Genomic DNA, 16,647 nt, shown 5'->3' with positions numbered 1-16,647 from the left:
TTTCTGGCACCAGTGACGTCGGCGTGCGATCCCGCATGCCGTGAACCCGCAGGGAGGTCAGCGCGATGAGCGGTGGTGACATGCTCGATTTCGAGATCCGTCCGAATCCCGCGCCGGTATCCGCCGCCGACCGGGCCGCCCTGCTGGCGAACCCGGGCTTCGGCCGGGTCTTCACCGATCACATGGTCACCATCCGCTACGCCGAGGGCAAGGGCTGGTACGACGCCCGCCTGGAGGCGCGCGCGCCGATCCCGATGGACCCGGCCGCGGCGGTGCTGCACTACGCGCAGGAGATCTTCGAAGGGCTGAAGGCGTACCGCACGGGTGACGCGGTGACGATGTTCCGTCCCGAGGCCAACGCGGCCCGGTTCGCCGCGTCGGCGCGCCGGCTGGCCATGCCGGAGCTGCCGGAGGCGACGTTCGTGGAGTCGCTGCGCCGGCTGGTCGAGGTCGACCAGGCGTGGATTCCGGAGCACGAGGACGCCAGCCTCTACCTGCGTCCGTTCATGTTCGCCAGCGAGGTCTTCCTCGGTGTGCGCCCGGCCAACGAATACCTCTACTGCGTGATCGCCTCGCCGGCCGGCGCGTACTTCGCCGGTGGCGTGAAGCCGGTGACGGTGTGGGTCTCGCCGGACTACACCCGGGCCGCGCCCGGCGGCACCGGCGCGGCCAAGTGCGGCGGCAACTACGCCGCCTCGCTGGCGGCCCAGGCCGAGGCGATCGAGGCGGGCTGCGACCAGGTGGTGTTCCTGGACGCGGTCGAGCGGCGGTACGTCGACGAGCTGGGCGGCATGAACGTCTTCTTCGTCTACGACGACGGCAGTATCGTCACCCCGCCGCTGGGCGGCACGATCCTGCCGGGCATCACCCGCGACGCGATCCTCAGGCTGGCCGCCGAGGCCGGGCACGAGGTGCGGGAGGCGCCGGTCGCCTTCGACGACTGGCGGGCCGACGCGGCGAGCGGGCGGCTGCGCGAGGTCTTCGCCTGCGGCACCGCCGCCGTGATCACCCCGATCGGCGGCGTGCGCTTCCCCGACGGCGAGTTCCTCATCGGCGGCGGCGAGCCGGGCCGGGCCACGATGGCGCTGCGGCAGAAGCTCGTCGACATCCAGCGCGGGCGTGCCGCCGACCCGTACGGCTGGGTCACCCGGGTCCTCTGACGGCGCTTCGCGGTGATCGAGGGGTTCGCTCCTCGATCACCGCGAGGCAGTGTCAGTCCAGGAGATGGGTGCGGAGGGACTCCACCTGCGCCCCGGTGACGCCGGCGTGGGTCAGGTAGCCCTCGACGGACCCGTAGCCGGTGCGCAGTTCGGCGAGGAACAGCTCCATCGCCTCGGCCGGCGATTCCAGGAACGGCGGCGGCGGTTCCTCCGCGTCCGGCAGCGTGGCCCGGACCCAGGCGGTGAAGCGCTGCGACGCGGCGGTGCTGAGCGCGTAGTCGGCTACCACGTCCTCGTCGGGCACCCCGAGCACTGCCAGCGTGAGCGCGCAGACGATGCCGGTGCGGTCCTTGCCGGCGACGCAGTGCACCACCACCGGGGCGTTGGCGCTGTCCGCGATCAGCCCGACCGCCTCGGCGAGCCCGGCGGTTCCGGTACGCGCCAGGTCGGCGTACCGGTCGGCCAGGTAGCGGGCCAGGCTGACGCCGGAGGCGTCGAACCGGTTCGCACCCCAGTCGGCGTGCTCGGGGTGGATGTGCCGGTAGGTCAGCCCGTCGTAGTCGGGCACCCGCCCGTCGCGTTCCACCTCGGACGGCCGGCGCAGGTCGATGACGGTACGGATGCCGAGCGCGGTGAACGCGCTCCGGTCGGTCTCGTCGATGCGGTGCAGCGAGTCGGAGCGGTAGAGCCGGCCGCGGCGGACCGTGCGCCCGTCCCGAGCGGCGTATCCGCCGACGTCGCGGAAGTTGAACAGGGCGGGGAAGGGGCTCTGCGGGGCGTCCACATCCGACACGGTAACGGCCGGCGGGGCGTTCGTCCGTCCCCGCCGGCCGTCGCCGGGATGTCAGGCGCGCGGCGGCACGTCCGGCGGCAGCGCCGAGTGGTTCTCGCCGTAGTAGCCGCCCAGCCGGTCCCGGTAGCCCGGTTCGGCGTGGCTGGACTCGTCGTACTCCGGGGCGGCCTTGATCTGGTCCTTCTCCCGGTCGACGTGCACGGTGCGGGCGTCGTGGTCGACGTGGTTCACGGTCCCGGCCGGGAGCATCACCTTCTTGCCGAAGATCCACGGCCCGGTGTCCACGACCAGGTAGCTGTCGTCCACCTCGTGGCTCGCCCGGTCGATCTTGCCGATGGCGCCGTCGGTGGCCTCGACCTTGTAGCCGGTCAGGTCGGCGCTCGCCACACCCGCCTCGTCGCGGTAGCGCCACGGGTCGAAGGCGCCCGCCGGGGCGCCCCCGGCGACCGTGCCCCGGCCGTCGTCGAGGATCGGCTCGGTGCCGCCGTGCGTGGCGCGCGGGTCCAGTCCGTCCATGTGCCGCCTCCCGTCCCCAGGGCCGCGGCCGTCGCGGCGCCGTCGTCAGTCGGGAGGGTTACCCACCCTGTCCGGGCACCAACCCGCCGGCGGCCGGCCCGCCGACGCCGAGGGGCCGGCGCCACGGTGGTGACGCCGGCCCCTCGGGTCGTCGGCCCGTGCGGTGCCGGTCGGGCACGTGCGGGCCGGTCGATCAGGCCAGTGCGGCCTCCGCGTCCAGGGTCACCGCGGCGGCGTGTACGACGGCGGCGATCCGCAGCCCCTCGTGCACCTGCTCACGGCTGAACCCGGCCGCGCGCAGCGTCTTCTCGTGCGACTCCAGGCAGACGCCGCAGCCGGTGATCGCCGAGACGGCGAGGCACCACAGCTCGAAGTCGGTCTTCTCCACACCGGGGCGGGCGATGATCTGCATTCGCAGCCGGGCCGGCAGCGACGCGTACTGCTCGTCGCCGATCAGGTGCTTGGCCCGGTAGTAGACGTTGTTCATCGCCATGACCGCCGCCGCGCCCTTGGCCGCCTCGACCGCCTCGGGCGTGAGGTGACCGGCCGCCTCGGCGGCGATCTCCCGCAGCACCACCGGGTTGCGGGCCGCCACCGCGCAGGCCAGGGCGGTGCCCCACGCCTGCTCCGGCTTCAGCGTCGAGGTGGTGATGGTGGAGCCGAGGTTGAGCCGGATGTCCTTGGCGTACTCGGGCAGGCCCGCCTTGATCGCGTCCAGGCCCATGGTCAGGCCCCGGCGCCGGCGAGGAGCGCCTTGGCGTCGAGCGTCGCGCCGCCGGAGTTCCAGTTGCACGGGCACAGCTCGTCGGTCTGAAGGGCGTCGAGCACCCGCAGCACCTCGGAGACGTTGCGGCCGACCGAACCGGCGGTCACCATGACGAACTGGATCTCGTTGTTCGGGTCCACGATGAAGGTGGCCCGCTGCGCGACACCGTCGGCGCCGAGCACGCCGCAGGCGGAGGTCAGCTCACGCTTGATGTCGCTGAGCATCGGGAAGGGCAGCTCGCGCAGGTCCGGGTGGTCCTTGCGCCAGGCGTAGTGGACGAACTCGTTGTCGACGGAGACGCCGAGCACCTGGGCGTCGCGGTCGGCGAACTCGCCGTTGAGGCGACCGAACTCGGCGATCTCGGTGGGGCAGACGAAGGTGAAGTCCTTCGGCCAGAAGAACACGACGCGCCACTGGCCCTCGTGGGACTTGTGGTTGATCGTCTCGAACGCCTTGTCGGCGTCGAGCGACACGCAGGCGGTGAGTTCGTACTCGGGGAAGTGGTCACCGACAGTGAGCACGGGTCCTCCTTGAACGTGGCCGGGCGGGGTGGCCGGGCCAGTAACTGGATCAGTTCAAGATTCTTCCGTAGTCCCGTTTGTGCTCGTGGCGGGCGGTGGCCGGGTGTGAAGACGATCACCGCACGCGCGATCGTCCCGGAATATGGGTTTCGCCTCCCAAAGCCGGGGCCGGGGTGGCAGAGTACGGGTCGTGACCAGCTTCGTCCTGATCATTAGCAGCTAGCGCGCCGGCCCTTCCCCCGCCGAGCGCGCAGACCTCCCGCATCCGCGGGGGGTCTTTTTGTTTGCTCCCCAGGGCACGAGAAGAGGACTCCGATGACGTTCCAGGTGTACGACACGACGCTGCGCGACGGCGCGCAGCGCGAAGGGCTCACGTACTCGGTGGTCGACAAGCTGGCGGTGGCCCGCCTGCTGGACGACCTCGGAGTCGGCTTCATCGAGGGCGGCTGGCCGGGCGCGGTGCCGAAGGACACCGAGTTCTTCCGCCGCGCCCGCACCGAGCTGGAGCTGCGGCACGCGATCCTGGTCGCCTTCGGGGCCACCCGCAAGGCCGGCCTCGCGGTCGAGGACGACCCGCAGGTGCGCGGCCTGCTCGACGCCCGGACCCCGGCCGTGGCCCTGGTCGCCAAGGCGGACCTGCGGCACGTGGAGCGCGCGCTGCGCACCACCGCCGAGGAGAACCTCGCCATGATCCGCGACACCGTGTCGTACCTGGTGGCGCAGGGGCGGCGCGTCTTCGTCGACGGGGAGCACTGCTTCGACGGGTTCCGGTTCGACCCGGGCTACACCGCCGCCGTGGCGGAGACCGCGCTGGCCGCCGGCGCCGAGCGGTTCGTGCTCTGCGACACCAACGGAGGCATGCTGCCCTCCCAGGTCACCGCCGTGGTCGAGCAACTGGTGGCGCGGACCGGCATCGCGCCGGAACGGCTCGGCATGCACGCGCAGAACGACACCGCCTGCGCTGTCGCCAACACCATCGCCGCTGTCGAGGCGGGCGTCCGGCACGTGCAGGGCACCGCCAACGGGTACGGCGAGCGCCCCGGCAACGCCGACATCTTCGCGATCGTCGCGAACCTCCAGCTCAAGCTGGGCATGCCCGTCCTACCGGAGGGCTGCCTGGAACAGATGGTGCGGGTCTCGCACGCCATCTCCGAGATCGCCAACATCGCCCCCGACACCCACCAGGCCTACGTCGGGGCCGCCGCCTTCGCTCACAAGGCGGGGCTGCACGCGAGCGCGATCAAGGTCGACCCGTTGCTCTACAACCACGTGGAACCCGCTGTGGTGGGCAACGACATGCGGATCCTGGTGACCGAGATGGCCGGCCGGGCCAGCATCGAGCTCAAGAGCCGCGAGCTCGGTCTGGACCTGGCCGGCCATCCGGACGCCCTGTCCCGGGTCACCGGGCGGGTCAAGGAGCTGGAGGCCGACGGCTGGTCGTTCGAGGCCGCCGACGCCTCGTTCGAGCTGCTGGTCCGCTCCGAGCTGCCGGATGCCGCGCCGGCCCGGCCGTTCGCGCTGGAGTCGTACCGGGTGATCGTCGAGCACCGCGAGGACGGCGCGGTGGTCTCCGAGGCGACGGTGAAGATCCGGGTACGCGGCGAGCGGGTGATCGCCACCGCCGAGGGCAACGGCCCGGTCAACGCGCTGGACGAGGCGCTGCGGGTCGGCCTGGCCCGGCACTACCCGGAGCTGCGCGAGTTCGAGCTGGCCGACTACAAGGTGCGCATCCTGGAGGGCAGCCACGGCACCGGCGCTGTCACGCGCGTACTCGTGGAGACGGCCGGCGCCGGCCGCGACTGGACCACAGTGGGCGTGCACCCGAACGTGGTCGAGGCGAGCTGGCACGCCCTGGTCGACGCGCTCACCTACGGCCTGGACCGGGCCCGGGTGCCGGGCGGGAGCGCGGCCTGACTCACCCGGCCGGCAGACGCAGCTCGGCCAGCAGCGCGCGGTGGTCGCTGCCCGGCACCGGGTAGGTGCGGGCGGCGCGCACCGCGATGCGCCTGTCGACGAGTACGTGGTCGATGGTGACCGGCGGGATCGGGTCGCCGTCGTACGGGCCCCAGGTGCCGCCGAACCCCGCCCCGGCCGCGTCCGCCGCGTCGGTGTAGCCGGTGGCGATCAGGTCCCGCAGCGCCGCGTGGTCGAGCGTGGCGTTGAAATCGCCGGCCAGCACGCTCAGCCCGCCGTCCGGGGTGGCAGGCGGCTGGGCGCGCTGGTCGGTCCACCAGTCCGGCACCACGTGCGGGGCGTACGGCGCGGCCGGGTGCGCCGACTCCACCCGCACCGGTGGCGCCCCGGGCAGCGTCACCGTGGCGTACGCCTGGGTGAAGAAGAAGCCCTTGTTGCGCCGGTGACCGGTGTCGCGCAGCGGGTGCCGGGCGTACACGCCGGAGCCGGTCGAGCCGACCTCGGGGGTCAGCGACCGGTGCGGCAACAGCTCGGCCAGGCCGAGCCGGTCCAGCTCGGCAGCCAGCGGCGGGGTGAGCTCCTGCACCGTGAGGACGTCGACCCGCCGAGTCCGGACCAGGTCCACGAGCGCCGCCGGGTCGGCCGAGCCGAGGCGCAGGTTGGCGGTGAGCAGCCGCAGCGTCGGCCCGTCGGCGGCGGGCCGGTCGCCGGGGACCGCACGGGGCGCCACCGCGCCGATCAGCGCCAGCGCGGCCAGGACCGCGACCACCGCCGGGGTGCGGCGCCGCAGGGCGAGTGCCGCCACCGCCACGACCGGGGCCACGGCGGCGGCGTACGGCGTGAACGCGACCGCCTGCACCAGCGGACCGTGTTCCAGCCCGGTCAGGCGTACCAGCGCCCACGCGGCGACCGGTGCGACGGCGAGCCAGCATGCGGCGGTGGCCAGGCGGCCGCCCCGGGTGCCGGCCCGGGCTGGTCGCGGCATGGTGATCACGACGGTGAGGCTACCCGGAGCCGGGTCGGCGCGATGCCCTCCGAAACAATTTCGTGAATTGTTCCTCGCAATTTTGCGGCCATCTTTGCCGATCGGTCGGACACGCAATAACGCTATTGACCGCCCACATTTTCCGGTGCTAGGTTCCACCTGGTTGAGACGTCGCGACTCTCTGTAGTAAGGCCAGCTCACGAGCGGTGCGCTCCCGAGCGGATACCCGATGATCCGCAATTTGACGCGCGCAGTCGCCGTATCACCACGGTCTACAAAGGGAGAACTCATGGCCACATTCTTCAAGCGGAAGGCGACGGTGGTGGCGCTTGCCGCGCTGTCGCTCAGCCTGGCCGGTGGCGGGATCGCCGCTGCCGCCCAGCCGGAGGCGAAGCCGCAGCCCGGCCCGCGGCACTCCACGGCGCAGCCGCCGGTGACCGCCGTCGAGCGGCAGGCCGCCCGGACCGCGATGCGGGCCACCCTGGCCCCGCCGGCCGCCGGCCAGGTCGCCTGGGCCGTCGTGGCGGCCAACGGCACGCTGTTGCAGCACTCCGGCAACGTGGTGTCCTCGTTCCGGTTCACCCCGGGCATCGGGGTGTCGCCGGGGCAGTACCAGGTGCTGCTGGACTACAACGTGTCCGCCAAGGCGTACGTGGCGACCATCGGCACGAACGACACGGCGAACGTGCCGCCGGCCGGTGAGGTGTCGGTCGCGCCCCGCACGCTCACCCCGAACGCCGTCTTCGTGCAGACGCGCAGCTCCTCCGGCAGCGCCTCGGACCGGCCGTTCCACCTGGTCATCGCCAACTGATCCGTCCGGCCCCGCACCGGCCCCCGCTCCGGCGGGGGCCGGTGTCGTGTTCCGTGCCCCTCCGGCCGGTGCCGCGCCGCTTCGTGTCGTTCCCGCCCGGCTGGGGAGAAGCTGCCGGTCCGGCCCGCCGACCACCGCCCAGGGGCCGATAATCCGACGTTTGTCGCCGGTCCGGCCCGGGAAGCAAGCACCGTGACGGACATCTCGGACACCCCGGCCAGCGTGCTCAGCCCGGTCGACGCCGACGCGAGCGGCGTCGAGCTGGAACAGACCCTCGTCGAGGTCAAACGCGTGATCGTCGGGCAGGATCGGCTCGTCGACCGCCTGCTCACCGCCCTGATCGCCGACGGGCACTGCCTGCTGGAGGGCGTACCGGGGGTGGCCAAGACGCTGGCGGCGCAGACACTCGCCACAGTGGTCGGTGGCACGTTCTCCCGGATCCAGTTCACCCCCGACCTGGTCCCCTCCGACATCGTCGGCACGCGCATCTACCGCGCCTCCACCGAACAGTTCGACGTGGAGCTGGGGCCGATCATGGCGAACCTGGTGCTCGCCGACGAGATCAACCGGGCCCCGGCCAAGGTGCAGTCGGCGCTGCTCGAGGCGATGGCCGAGCGGCAGGTCTCCATCGCCGGCCGGAGCTGGCCGGTGCCGGACCCGTTCCTGGTCCTGGCCACCCAGAACCCGATCGAGTCCGAGGGTGTCTACCAGCTCCCGGAGGCGCAGCGCGACCGCTTCCTGATGAAGGTGGTGGTCGACTACCCGAGCGACGCCGACGAGCTGGCCATCCTCTACCGGATGAGCACCGACCGGCCCACCGCGCGTACCGTGCTCGACCCGGTCCGGCTGCGCGAACTCCAGCGCCGCGCCACCGACGTCTTCGTCCACCACGCGCTCGCCGAGTACGTGGTCCGCCTCATCCTCGCCACCCGCGACCCGGAGCGCTTCGGCCTGCCCGACGTCGCGCCCCTGCTGGCGTACGGGGCCAGCCCCCGGGCCACGCTCGGCCTGGTGGCCGCCGCCCGCGCCCAGGCGCTCATCCACGGCCGGGACTACGTGCTCCCCGAGGACATCCGGGAACTCGCGGTGGACGTGCTGGCGCACCGGCTCGTGCTCTCCTTCGACGCGATCGCCGACGGGATCTCCGGCGAGGACGTGGTGCGCCGCGTGATCGAGGCGGTGCCGCCGCCCCGGCTGGTGAACGGGCCCACCGAGACGGTGAACGACCTGGCGGCGGCATGACCGGCGAGGCCGGACCCGGGCTCGCCGATCTCGCCCCGGACCAGCGGCTGCGCCGGCTGGAGCTGACGGTGACCCGGCGGCTCGACGGGCTGCTGCACGGCCGGTACCGCGGCCTGCTCCCCGGACCGGGCAGCGAGGCGGCAGGCAGCCGCGAGTACCGCCCCGGCGAGGACGAGGTACGCCGGATGGACTGGGCGGTCACCGCCCGGACCACCGTCCCGCACGTCCGGGAGGTCGACGCGGACCGGGAACTGACCACCTGGCTGCTCGTCGACGCCAGCCCCAGCATGGAGTACGGGACGTCCACGCTGGACAAACGGGAACTGGCGGTGGCCGCAGTGGCGGCGATCGGCTTCCTCACCGCCGGAGTCGGCAACCGGCTCGGCGCCCAGGTGCTCAGCCCACGCGGGTTGCGCCGGTTCCCGGCCCGCAGCGGGCGTACCCATCTGCTCGGGCTGCTCCGCGCGCTGCTCGGCGCTCCGCGTACCGGCGACCTGCCGGACTCCGGCGGCGCGGGCGCGGCCGGCGCGGGCCGGACGGACGCGGCGCCGGGCCTGGCCGACGGGCTGGACGGCCTTCAGCGCGTCGCCACCCGGCGCGGGCTCGTGGTGATCGTCTCCGACTTCCTCGACGAGCTGCCCGACGACCCGGACGCGGCGCCGCCGCCGTGGGCCGCCGCGCTGCGCCGCCTCGCGGTACGGCACCAGGTGCTCGCCGTCGAGGTGACCGACCCGCGCGAGCTGGAACTGCCGGACGTCGGCCTGGTCACGCTCGTCGACCCGGAGAGCGGCCGGCACCGCGAGGTGTGGACCGGTGACCCGGGCCTGCGCGAGCGGTACGCGCGTGCCGCCGCCGAGCAGCGCGACCAGGTACGCCGCACGCTGCGCCGGGCCGGCGCGACCCACCTGGCGCTGCGCACCGACCGGGACTGGTGCGCGGACGTCGTCCGGTACGTGCACGAGCAGCGCCGGCTGGCCACCGTGCCGGCCGCGGCCCGCGGAGGTGTCGCATGACCTGGCAGTCACCCGCCCGCCTCTGGCTGCTGCTCGCCGTCGTCGCGCTGGTCGCCGGCTACCTGGTGCTGCAACGGCGGCAGAGCCGGTACGCGGTGCGCTTCACCAACCTGCGCCTGCTCGACCGGGTCGCCCCGCGCCGGCCGGCCTGGCGGCGGCACGTCCCGGCCGGCCTGTTCCTCGCCATGCTGGCGCTGCTCGTGGTCGGGTTCGCCCGGCCCGAGGCGGAGGTGCGGGTGCCCCGGGAGCGGGCCACGGTGATGGTCGCGGTGGACGTCTCCACCTCGATGCTCGCCGGTGACGTGGACCCGGACCGGCTGACCGCGGCCAAGGAGGCGGGCCGGCGGTTCGTCGACGGGCTGCCGGACGAGTTCAACGTCGGCCTCGTCGCGTTCGCCGGCAGCGCGGCGGTGCTGGTGCCGCCGAGCACCGACCGGGAGGCGCTGCACGACGGGATCGGGCGGCTGGCCGAGGGCATCACCGGCGTGCAGGGCACCGCCATCGGCGAGGCGATCAGCACCTCGCTCGGCGCGGTCAAGAGCCTGGACGCCACCGCCGCCAAGGATCCGCCGCCGGCCCGGATCATCATCCTCTCCGACGGCGCGAACACCTCCGGCATGGACCCGATGGAGGCCGCCGACCAGGCGGTCGCCGCGAAGGTGCCGGTGCACACCATCTCCTTCGGCACGCCCGGCGGCTCGGTCGACAGGGGTGGCCGGGCGATCCAGGTGCCGGTGGACGGCCAGACGCTGCGGGCGGTCGCCGAGCAGACCGGCGGGGGCTTCCACGAGGCGTCCACCACCGCCGAGCTGAAGGACGTCTACGAGGACATCGGCACCTCGGTCGGCTACCGCACCGAGCGGCAGGACATCTCGGCCCGCTTCATCGGCCTCGGGCTGGTCCTGGCGATGGGCGCCGCGGCCGGCTCGCTGCGGTGGTTCTCCCGGCTGCCCTGACCCGCACACCACTACCGCACGACATGTGAGGAGCCAGGCATGGCAGTGCAGACCGGACTCGGCGAGCCACGCGGACCGTGGTTCGTCTCGCCGGAGCTGGACCCGGACGGGCGCCGCTACCGGGACGTACCCGGGGGCGGGCCGGAGGCCGGGCGGCGTAGCCTGCGGCACCGGCTGCTGAGCGTGGCGGCGGTGGTGGCGCTCTCCACCGTCTCCGGCGCGGCGGCCGGCACCTGGGCGGCCGACCGGGGCGCGCCGGGACCGGCAGCGGCGTCCGCCGCGCCGGTGCCGGCGGAGCTGATCACCGCCGCCGGCAAGACGGTGCCCGGGGTGGTGTCGGTGATGGTCGGGGGCCGCTCCGGCGCGTCCGCGTCCGGCTCCGGGTTCGCCATCGACAACGAGCAGCACATCGTCACCAACGACCACATCCTGGCCCGGGGCGGTTCCGGCGCGGTGACTGTGGAGACGTCGGACGGGCGGCGCTTCCCGGCCGAGGTGGTGGGCCGGGAACCGGCCAGCGACCTGGCCGTGCTGAAGGTGCCCGCATCGGCCGGGTTGCCGCCGTTGCCGCTGGCAAAGGCGAACTCGACGAGAGTGGGGGAGCCGGTGCTCGCGGTCGGGTCGCCGCTCGGGCTCGCCGGGACGGTCACCGCGGGCATCGTCAGCGCGCTCAACCGGCAGGTACGGATCGGCAACGGCCGGCACACGGCGGTGCAGACCGACGCCTCCATCAACCCGGGCAACTCCGGCGGTCCGCTGGTGAACGCGCGCGGTGAGGTGGTCGGCGTGAACACGGCGATCGCCACCATCGACGGCAACGGCTCCATCGGTATCGGCTTCGCCATCCCGATCGACCAGGTCCAGCAGACCGCCGACACCATCATCGGCCGGGGCGGCTGAGTCGTCTGCGCGGCCACCCGCGCGGGCCCGGCCTGCCGCCCGCGCGGGGTTGCCCTGCCGCCCCTCCCGGCGCTGACCTGCACAAGCGTCGCAAGATCGGTGCGAAGTGTCGGATATCCGGCGTGGGATCATTGGGCCATAGAAATATTACGCTGAGTATGAATACTGGCGGAGGTGGAGCAAGCTGTCATTGCGGCCCTCCTCGTGGTGGGCCTGATCATCGGCGCCGGTGTCGGCGCGTCCTACGCGCGTGCGAAACGTGGCTGGACCGACTATCAGACGATCCGGACCAGCGTCCCCGGTGCCCGGCGCAACGCCTGGCTCGCGATCCGGGGCGTCGTCGTCAAGCTCGCGGTGATCGCCCTGCTGCTCGTCGGCGCGGCCGCGTACGCGGCGTCCGGCGGCGGCGAGGAACGGGCCGGTCCCACGCCGAGCGCCACCCCCACCCCGAGTCACCGCGCGGGGCGCTAGCCTCGGGGAGTGGACGACGGACTGCGGGTCACCGATCGGCTCACGGTGCCCGCCGCCGAGCTGCGGGAACGGTTCTCCCGCTCGTCCGGGCCCGGCGGCCAGGGAGTCAACACCACCGACTCCCGGGTGGAGCTGAGCTTCGACCTGGGCGGCTCGCCGAGCGTGCCGGAGACGCTGCGGGAACGGGCGCTGGCCCGGCTCGCCGGCCGCCTGGTCGGTGGCGTGCTGACGGTCACCGCCAGCGAGCACCGCGCCCAGCTGGCCAACCGGGAGGCGGCCCGCGAGCGGATGGCCGCGCTGCTGCGCGAGGCCGTCGCCCCGCCGCCGAAGACGCGCCGGCCGACCCGCCCCTCCCGTGGCGCCAAGGAGCGTCGCCTGGCCGAGAAGAAGCGTCAGTCGCAGCGCAAACGCGACCGCCGGGTGGACGGCGACTGACCGAAAACCTGTTGAGCCGCCGAGCGCGCCGCCCGGAGAATTCCGCCACGTGATCGACTTCTCCGTCAAGCCCACGCTCACCGGCGAGCGGGTGGTGCTGCGCCCGTTCCACGACGACGACCTGCCGGCGCTCGCCGAGATCCTGGCCGACCCGGAGGTGGCCCGGCTGACCGGCAGCCCGGCCGGCGAGGCGTTCGAGCCGTCCCGCCTGCGGGCCTGGTACGGCACCCGCAACAGCCAGGACGACCGGCTCGACCTCGCGGTGGTGGACCGGGCGAGCGGCACCTGCGTCGGCGAGGTGGTCCTCAACGAGTGGGACCGGGCCAACGCGAGCTGCAACTTCCGCACGCTGATCGGCCCCGGCGGCCGCGACCGCGGCCTCGGCACCGAGGCGGTCCGGCTGATCGTCGGGTACGGCTTCGAGCAACTTGGCCTGCACCGCATCGGCCTGGAGGTGTTCGCGTTCAACCCGCGTGCCCGGCGCGCCTACGAGAAGGTGGGCTTCGTCGCCGAGGGGACGCTGCGGCAGGTGCTGCGCGACGGCGACGACTGGGTGGACGCCACTGTCATGTCGATCCTCGCCCCGGAGTGGAACCGGCATCGGGGGCACCCGGAGGGTTGAGTCGGAGGCGTCGAAGCGCTTCAATGCGTACGGGAGCTTCAGGGCCGTCACCGACCACCACGTCACAGTGACAGGAGTCCCTTCCGCATGTCCCGTAACCCCCTGCGCGCCGCGCTGACCGCGCTCGCCGCGCTGCTACCGGTCCTCGCCCTCGGCCTCGCCCTCACCGCCACCACACCCCCGGCCGCCGCGGCGGCCACCCCGGTCCGCGTCATGCCGCTGGGCGACTCCATCACCGGGTCGCCCGGCTGCTGGCGGGCGCTGCTCTGGAACCGCCTCCAGTCCACCGGCCACACCGACGTCGACTTCGTCGGCACGCTCGGGCCGCAGGGCTGCGGTGTGCCGTACGACGGCGACAACGAGGGGCACGGCGGCTACCTCGCGACGAACGTGGCCAACCAGAACCTGCTGCCCGGCTGGCTGTCCGCCACCCGCCCGGACGTCGTGCTCATGCACTTCGGCACCAACGACGTGTGGAGCAACATCGCGCCCGCCACGATCCTGGCCGCGTACTCGAAGCTGGTGGACCAGATGCGGGCCGCCAACCCGGCCATGACCGTGCTGGTCGCGAAGATCATCCCGATGAACCCGGCGAGCTGTCCCGAGTGCGGCCAGCGGACGGTGGCGCTCAACTCGCTGATCGACGGCTGGGCGGCCGGGAAGACCACAGCCGCGTCGCCGATCGTGGTGGTCGACCAGTGGACCGGGTTCAGCACCGCCACCGACACGCACGACGGCGTGCACCCGAACGCCGCAGGCGACCAGAAGATGTCCGACAGGTGGTACCCGGCGCTGGTCGCCGCGCTGGGCCGCACCACGCCCGGCCCGACCACGTCCCCGACCGTCAGCCCCACGCCGTCGCCCACGACCAGCCCGTCGCCCACGGCCAGCCCGTCGCCCACGGCCAGCCCGTCGCCCACGGCCAGCCCGTCGCCCACGGCCAGCCCGACACCCACGGCCGGCGGCTGCACCGCCACCTGGCGGGTCGCCGGTCAGTGGCCGGGCGGCTTCCAGGGGGAGGTGACGGTCCGCAACGGCGGCGCCGCGCCGATCGCCGGCTGGACCGTGCGCTTCCCGCTCTCCGCCGGCCAGCGGATCAGCCAGGCGTGGAGCGCGGACGTGACACAGAGCGGAACCACAGTGACCGCCCGGAACGCGAGCTGGAACGGCGCCCTGGCCCCTGCCGCCCAGACCACGTTCGGTTTCCTGGCCGACGGTGCCGTCCCGAGCCCGGCACCGGCAGTGACCTGCGCCGCGAACTGATCCCCGCGCCGGCCGGCCCCGCGCTCAGCGGTGGTCGGCCGGCACGGCCCGGTCCAGCGCGGCCAGCAGCCGGGCGCGCAGCCCGGCGGCCCGCTCGGCGAACCCGCGCTGGGCGGTGGCGTACTCGGCCCGGCCCTCCGGCGTCTCCACCCGCACCGGCGGGTAGCCCAGGTCGGCCAGGTCGTACGGGCTGGCCCGCATGTCCAGCGCCCGGATCTCCCGGGCCAGCGCGAAGCAGTCCGCCACCAGCTCGGACGGCACCAGCGGCGACAGCTTGTACGCCCACTTGTAGAGATCCATGTTGGCGTGCAGGCAGCCCGGCTGCTCCAGCGCGTGCTGACCCTCCCGGGTCGGCTGGAGCACGTTCAGCGGCCGGGCCGGAGCGGTGAAGAACCGGAACGCGTCGAAGTGGCTGCACCGCACGCCGCGCTCCTCGACCACAGCCGCCGTGGCCGCCGGGCTCAGCCGCAGCGGCCAGGCGTTGTGCCGTACCTGATCCTGGGTCTGCCGGTAGACCATCGCCCACTCGTGCATGCCGAAGCACCCGAACTGCGCGGGGCGTCCGGCGGTGGCGGCGAGCAGCGTACGGATCCAGGCGATCGACTCGGCGCGCCGCGCGTGTACCCGATCGGTGTCGAGAGTGAGCCCGGCGGAGGCCGCCGTGTAGTCCGGGCCGAAACCGGCCGGGTCGGCGTCGCGCAGCACCACGCCCGCACCCGGGTGCCAGCGGCGCAACTGCGCCGGGCGGTGCGAGTAGTACGTGAACAGGAAGTCCTCGACCGGGTGCTTCACCCCGGTGCGGCGGCGGGCCAGGTGCGGCGTCAGCCAGGCGTCCACCCGCGCCTCGTGGGCGTGCCGGCGCGCCTGCCAGTCGGCCAGGTCGAGCGCGGGGGCGAGGGCGGCGGTCACACACCCCAGGGTACGACCGCCGCCCGTGCCCGGATCACGCCACGTCCACCCGCACGCCCGCCGAGAAGACGCCGCTGCGCAGCTCCAGCCGTTTCGGCGGCTCGTCGCCGCGCATGGTGAACACCAGCGGCAGCAGCACCCGCCGCCCGGCGGCCACCGGCTGGGAGAAGACGTCCCGGCCGAGGTTCGCCACCCGGGTCGCGTCCTCGTCGGCTGCCACCCAGTTGCCGCTGGGCAGGTACGCCCGCTGCAACTGCCCGTGCCAGGTCTGGTCCTCGGTCGTGAGGTTGCGCACCCCGACCGTGGCCAGGCACGGCCGGCCGCCGCCGGGCGCCGGTGGCAGGACGTCGGCGCCGCAGCTCAGCCGGTAGACGGTGAACTCGAACGCGGTCTCGCGCAGCGGCTGGCCCAGCGCGCCGGTGACGCTGCTGCCCACCCACGCGCCGCTCGTCGGCTGCTTCGTGGTGTCCATCGCGGCCACCCGCTGCGTGGCCGACCAGGCCGCCGTGCCCACCACACCGGCCAGCACGGCCGCCGCCACGCCGACCACGAGCCAGACCGGCGGCCTTCGGCGGCGGCTCGCGGGCGACGGCACGGCCGTACGCGGGTAGACCGTGCCGCGCTCGGCCGGCCCACCGGTCGCGCTTGGGACCGGCCCGCCTTGGCCCGGTCCGCCTTGTACCGGCGTGCCGTGGCCCGGTCCGCTCTGGCCCGGTCCGGCTCCGCCGGGCATACCGCTTCCGGGGGCGCCGGTGTGCATGGTGCCGCCCGCGGGCGTACCGGTGGGCGTCGCCCCGCCTCCGGGGGCGCCCGTCCCGCCGCGGGCCATGCCGCCGGGTGCGGCGCTTCCCGCCGCGGTGCGCCGGCGGCGGCGCCACACCGCCCACCACACCACACCGGCGGTGACCACCAGCAGCGCCGTGAACGCGGCGAGCAGCACCGGCGGCCGCCGCCAGGCCGGGGCGGCGGTGACCTGCGCCGCCGGGGCCGTCGCGGCGCCCACCCAGGTCGCCGTGGCGCAGTCGAACGGGCGCGTGCCGTCCGAGCCGTAGACGCAGGTGGGTGCCGTCACCGAGCGGCCCGGACCGGGGACCGACAGCGCGGTGTGCAGCGTGGTGGTGCTCTTCGCCGGCAGCCGCAGCCGCCAGGTCACCTCACCGGCGCTCATCCCGGCCGGACGGCTGGTCCGCCCACCGCCGGTCACCGTGGTGGCCCGCGACCCGTTCGGCAGTTCCTGCCGGACCATGGTGTCGACGGGTGCCGTGCCGGCGTTGCGGACCTCGATCCGGTAACCCGGCGCCGGGGTGCCCGCCGCGCCCACCACCACGCTGCACACCGCGCTGTCGGTCCCCGGTCCGGGCCGCTCGGTG

Annotated in this window: 18 protein-coding genes; 11 read left to right on the top strand and 7 right to left on the bottom strand. The window is 73.9% G+C overall.

Annotated elements, in window-relative coordinates; genetic code table 11:
* The first annotated feature begins 65 nt into the window (after positions 1–65).
* Positions 66–1,160 (top strand): branched-chain amino acid aminotransferase, encoded by a 1,095-nt coding sequence (locus ABD52_RS12100; RefSeq protein ID WP_047891852.1) that lies wholly within the window; start codon positions 66–68, stop codon positions 1,158–1,160.
* 52 nt (positions 1,161–1,212) lie between these two features.
* Here ABD52_RS12100 and ABD52_RS12095 read toward each other — a convergent pair whose 3' ends face one another.
* The 4 genes from ABD52_RS12095 to ABD52_RS12080 form a co-directional block, all read right to left on the bottom strand.
* The gene (locus ABD52_RS12095; RefSeq protein WP_047891851.1) at positions 1,213–1,953 is read right to left on the bottom strand and encodes a tyrosine-protein phosphatase; all 741 of its coding nucleotides are present in this window, start codon (positions 1,951–1,953) and stop codon (positions 1,213–1,215) included.
* Positions 1,954–2,004: 51 nt separating this feature from the next.
* Positions 2,005–2,469 carry a hypothetical protein gene (locus ABD52_RS12090; RefSeq protein WP_013284512.1) on the bottom strand — a complete coding sequence of 155 codons (465 nt, stop codon included), beginning with the start codon at positions 2,467–2,469 and terminating at the stop codon, positions 2,005–2,007.
* A 193-nt stretch (positions 2,470–2,662) separates the two neighbouring features.
* Complete coding sequence (locus ABD52_RS12085) at positions 2,663–3,193, bottom strand: carboxymuconolactone decarboxylase family protein (protein ID WP_013284513.1); 531 nt, start codon at positions 3,191–3,193, stop codon at positions 2,663–2,665.
* Between the two features lie 2 nt (positions 3,194–3,195).
* A complete protein-coding gene (locus ABD52_RS12080) occupies positions 3,196–3,756 on the bottom strand; it encodes a peroxiredoxin (protein WP_013474324.1) in 561 nt (186 codons plus the stop codon).
* Positions 3,757–4,071: 315 nt separating this feature from the next.
* On the opposite strand from ABD52_RS12080, the gene cimA reads away from it, so the two are divergent.
* Positions 4,072–5,670 (top strand): citramalate synthase, encoded by a 1,599-nt coding sequence (cimA, locus tag ABD52_RS12075; protein ID WP_013284515.1) that lies wholly within the window; start codon positions 4,072–4,074, stop codon positions 5,668–5,670.
* Position 5,671: 1 nt separating this feature from the next.
* Here the strand turns inward: cimA and ABD52_RS12070 are convergent, their stop codons facing one another.
* A complete protein-coding gene (locus tag ABD52_RS12070) occupies positions 5,672–6,655 on the bottom strand; it encodes an endonuclease/exonuclease/phosphatase family protein (protein WP_047891864.1) in 984 nt (327 codons plus the stop codon).
* A 289-nt stretch (positions 6,656–6,944) separates the two neighbouring features.
* Here ABD52_RS12070 and ABD52_RS12065 point away from each other — a divergent pair, with 289 nt between their 5' ends.
* The 9 genes from ABD52_RS12065 to ABD52_RS12025 all read left to right on the top strand — a co-directional run bounded on the left by ABD52_RS12065 (position 6,945) and on the right by ABD52_RS12025 (position 14,368).
* Positions 6,945–7,466 carry a hypothetical protein gene (locus ABD52_RS12065; RefSeq protein WP_013284517.1) on the top strand — a complete coding sequence of 174 codons (522 nt, stop codon included), beginning with the start codon at positions 6,945–6,947 and terminating at the stop codon, positions 7,464–7,466.
* A gap of 192 nt (positions 7,467–7,658) precedes the next feature.
* Positions 7,659–8,708 carry a MoxR family ATPase gene (locus ABD52_RS12060; protein WP_013284518.1) on the top strand — a complete coding sequence of 350 codons (1,050 nt, stop codon included), beginning with the start codon at positions 7,659–7,661 and terminating at the stop codon, positions 8,706–8,708.
* On the top strand, positions 8,705–9,721 hold the full coding sequence (locus ABD52_RS12055; RefSeq protein WP_047891850.1) for a DUF58 domain-containing protein: 1,017 nt from the start codon (positions 8,705–8,707) through the stop codon (positions 9,719–9,721). Before ABD52_RS12060 ends, ABD52_RS12055 begins: the two co-directional genes overlap by 4 nt.
* Positions 9,718–10,677, top strand: a complete 960-nt coding sequence (locus ABD52_RS12050) for a VWA domain-containing protein (protein ID WP_013284520.1) — start codon at positions 9,718–9,720, stop codon at positions 10,675–10,677. The genes ABD52_RS12055 and ABD52_RS12050 overlap by 4 nt, the downstream gene beginning before the upstream one ends.
* Positions 10,678–10,716: 39 nt before the next feature.
* Positions 10,717–11,577, top strand: a complete 861-nt coding sequence (locus tag ABD52_RS12045) for a S1C family serine protease (protein ID WP_047891849.1) — start codon at positions 10,717–10,719, stop codon at positions 11,575–11,577.
* A gap of 174 nt (positions 11,578–11,751) precedes the next feature.
* A complete protein-coding gene (locus tag ABD52_RS12040; RefSeq protein ID WP_013284522.1) occupies positions 11,752–12,048 on the top strand; it encodes a hypothetical protein in 297 nt (98 codons plus the stop codon).
* 9 nt (positions 12,049–12,057) lie between these two features.
* Positions 12,058–12,483 (top strand): alternative ribosome rescue aminoacyl-tRNA hydrolase ArfB, encoded by a 426-nt coding sequence (gene arfB / locus ABD52_RS12035; RefSeq protein WP_013284523.1) that lies wholly within the window; start codon positions 12,058–12,060, stop codon positions 12,481–12,483.
* Between the two features lie 49 nt (positions 12,484–12,532).
* Positions 12,533–13,105, top strand: coding sequence for a GNAT family N-acetyltransferase (locus ABD52_RS12030; protein WP_013284524.1), 573 nt, complete (start codon positions 12,533–12,535; stop codon positions 13,103–13,105).
* Between the two features lie 87 nt (positions 13,106–13,192).
* Entirely contained in the window at positions 13,193–14,368 is a 1,176-nt protein-coding gene (locus ABD52_RS12025) for a cellulose binding domain-containing protein (RefSeq protein ID WP_047891848.1), read from the top strand.
* A 24-nt stretch (positions 14,369–14,392) separates the two neighbouring features.
* Here ABD52_RS12025 and ABD52_RS12020 read toward each other — a convergent pair whose 3' ends face one another.
* A complete protein-coding gene (locus ABD52_RS12020; RefSeq protein ID WP_047891847.1) occupies positions 14,393–15,277 on the bottom strand; it encodes a hypothetical protein in 885 nt (294 codons plus the stop codon).
* 34 nt (positions 15,278–15,311) lie between these two features.
* On the bottom strand, positions 15,312–16,613 hold the full coding sequence (locus tag ABD52_RS12015; RefSeq protein WP_235437446.1) for a hypothetical protein: 1,302 nt from the start codon (positions 16,611–16,613) through the stop codon (positions 15,312–15,314).
* Between the last annotated feature and the right edge of the window lie 34 nt (positions 16,614–16,647).

The organism is Micromonospora sp. RV43, from assembly GCF_001029515.1.
In the GTDB taxonomy this organism is placed as follows: Bacteria; Actinomycetota; Actinomycetes; order Mycobacteriales; family Micromonosporaceae; genus Micromonospora; species Micromonospora aurantiaca.
The sequence above is the reverse complement of the archived record's forward strand: the minus strand, read 5'-3'. Positions and strand labels throughout refer to the sequence as shown.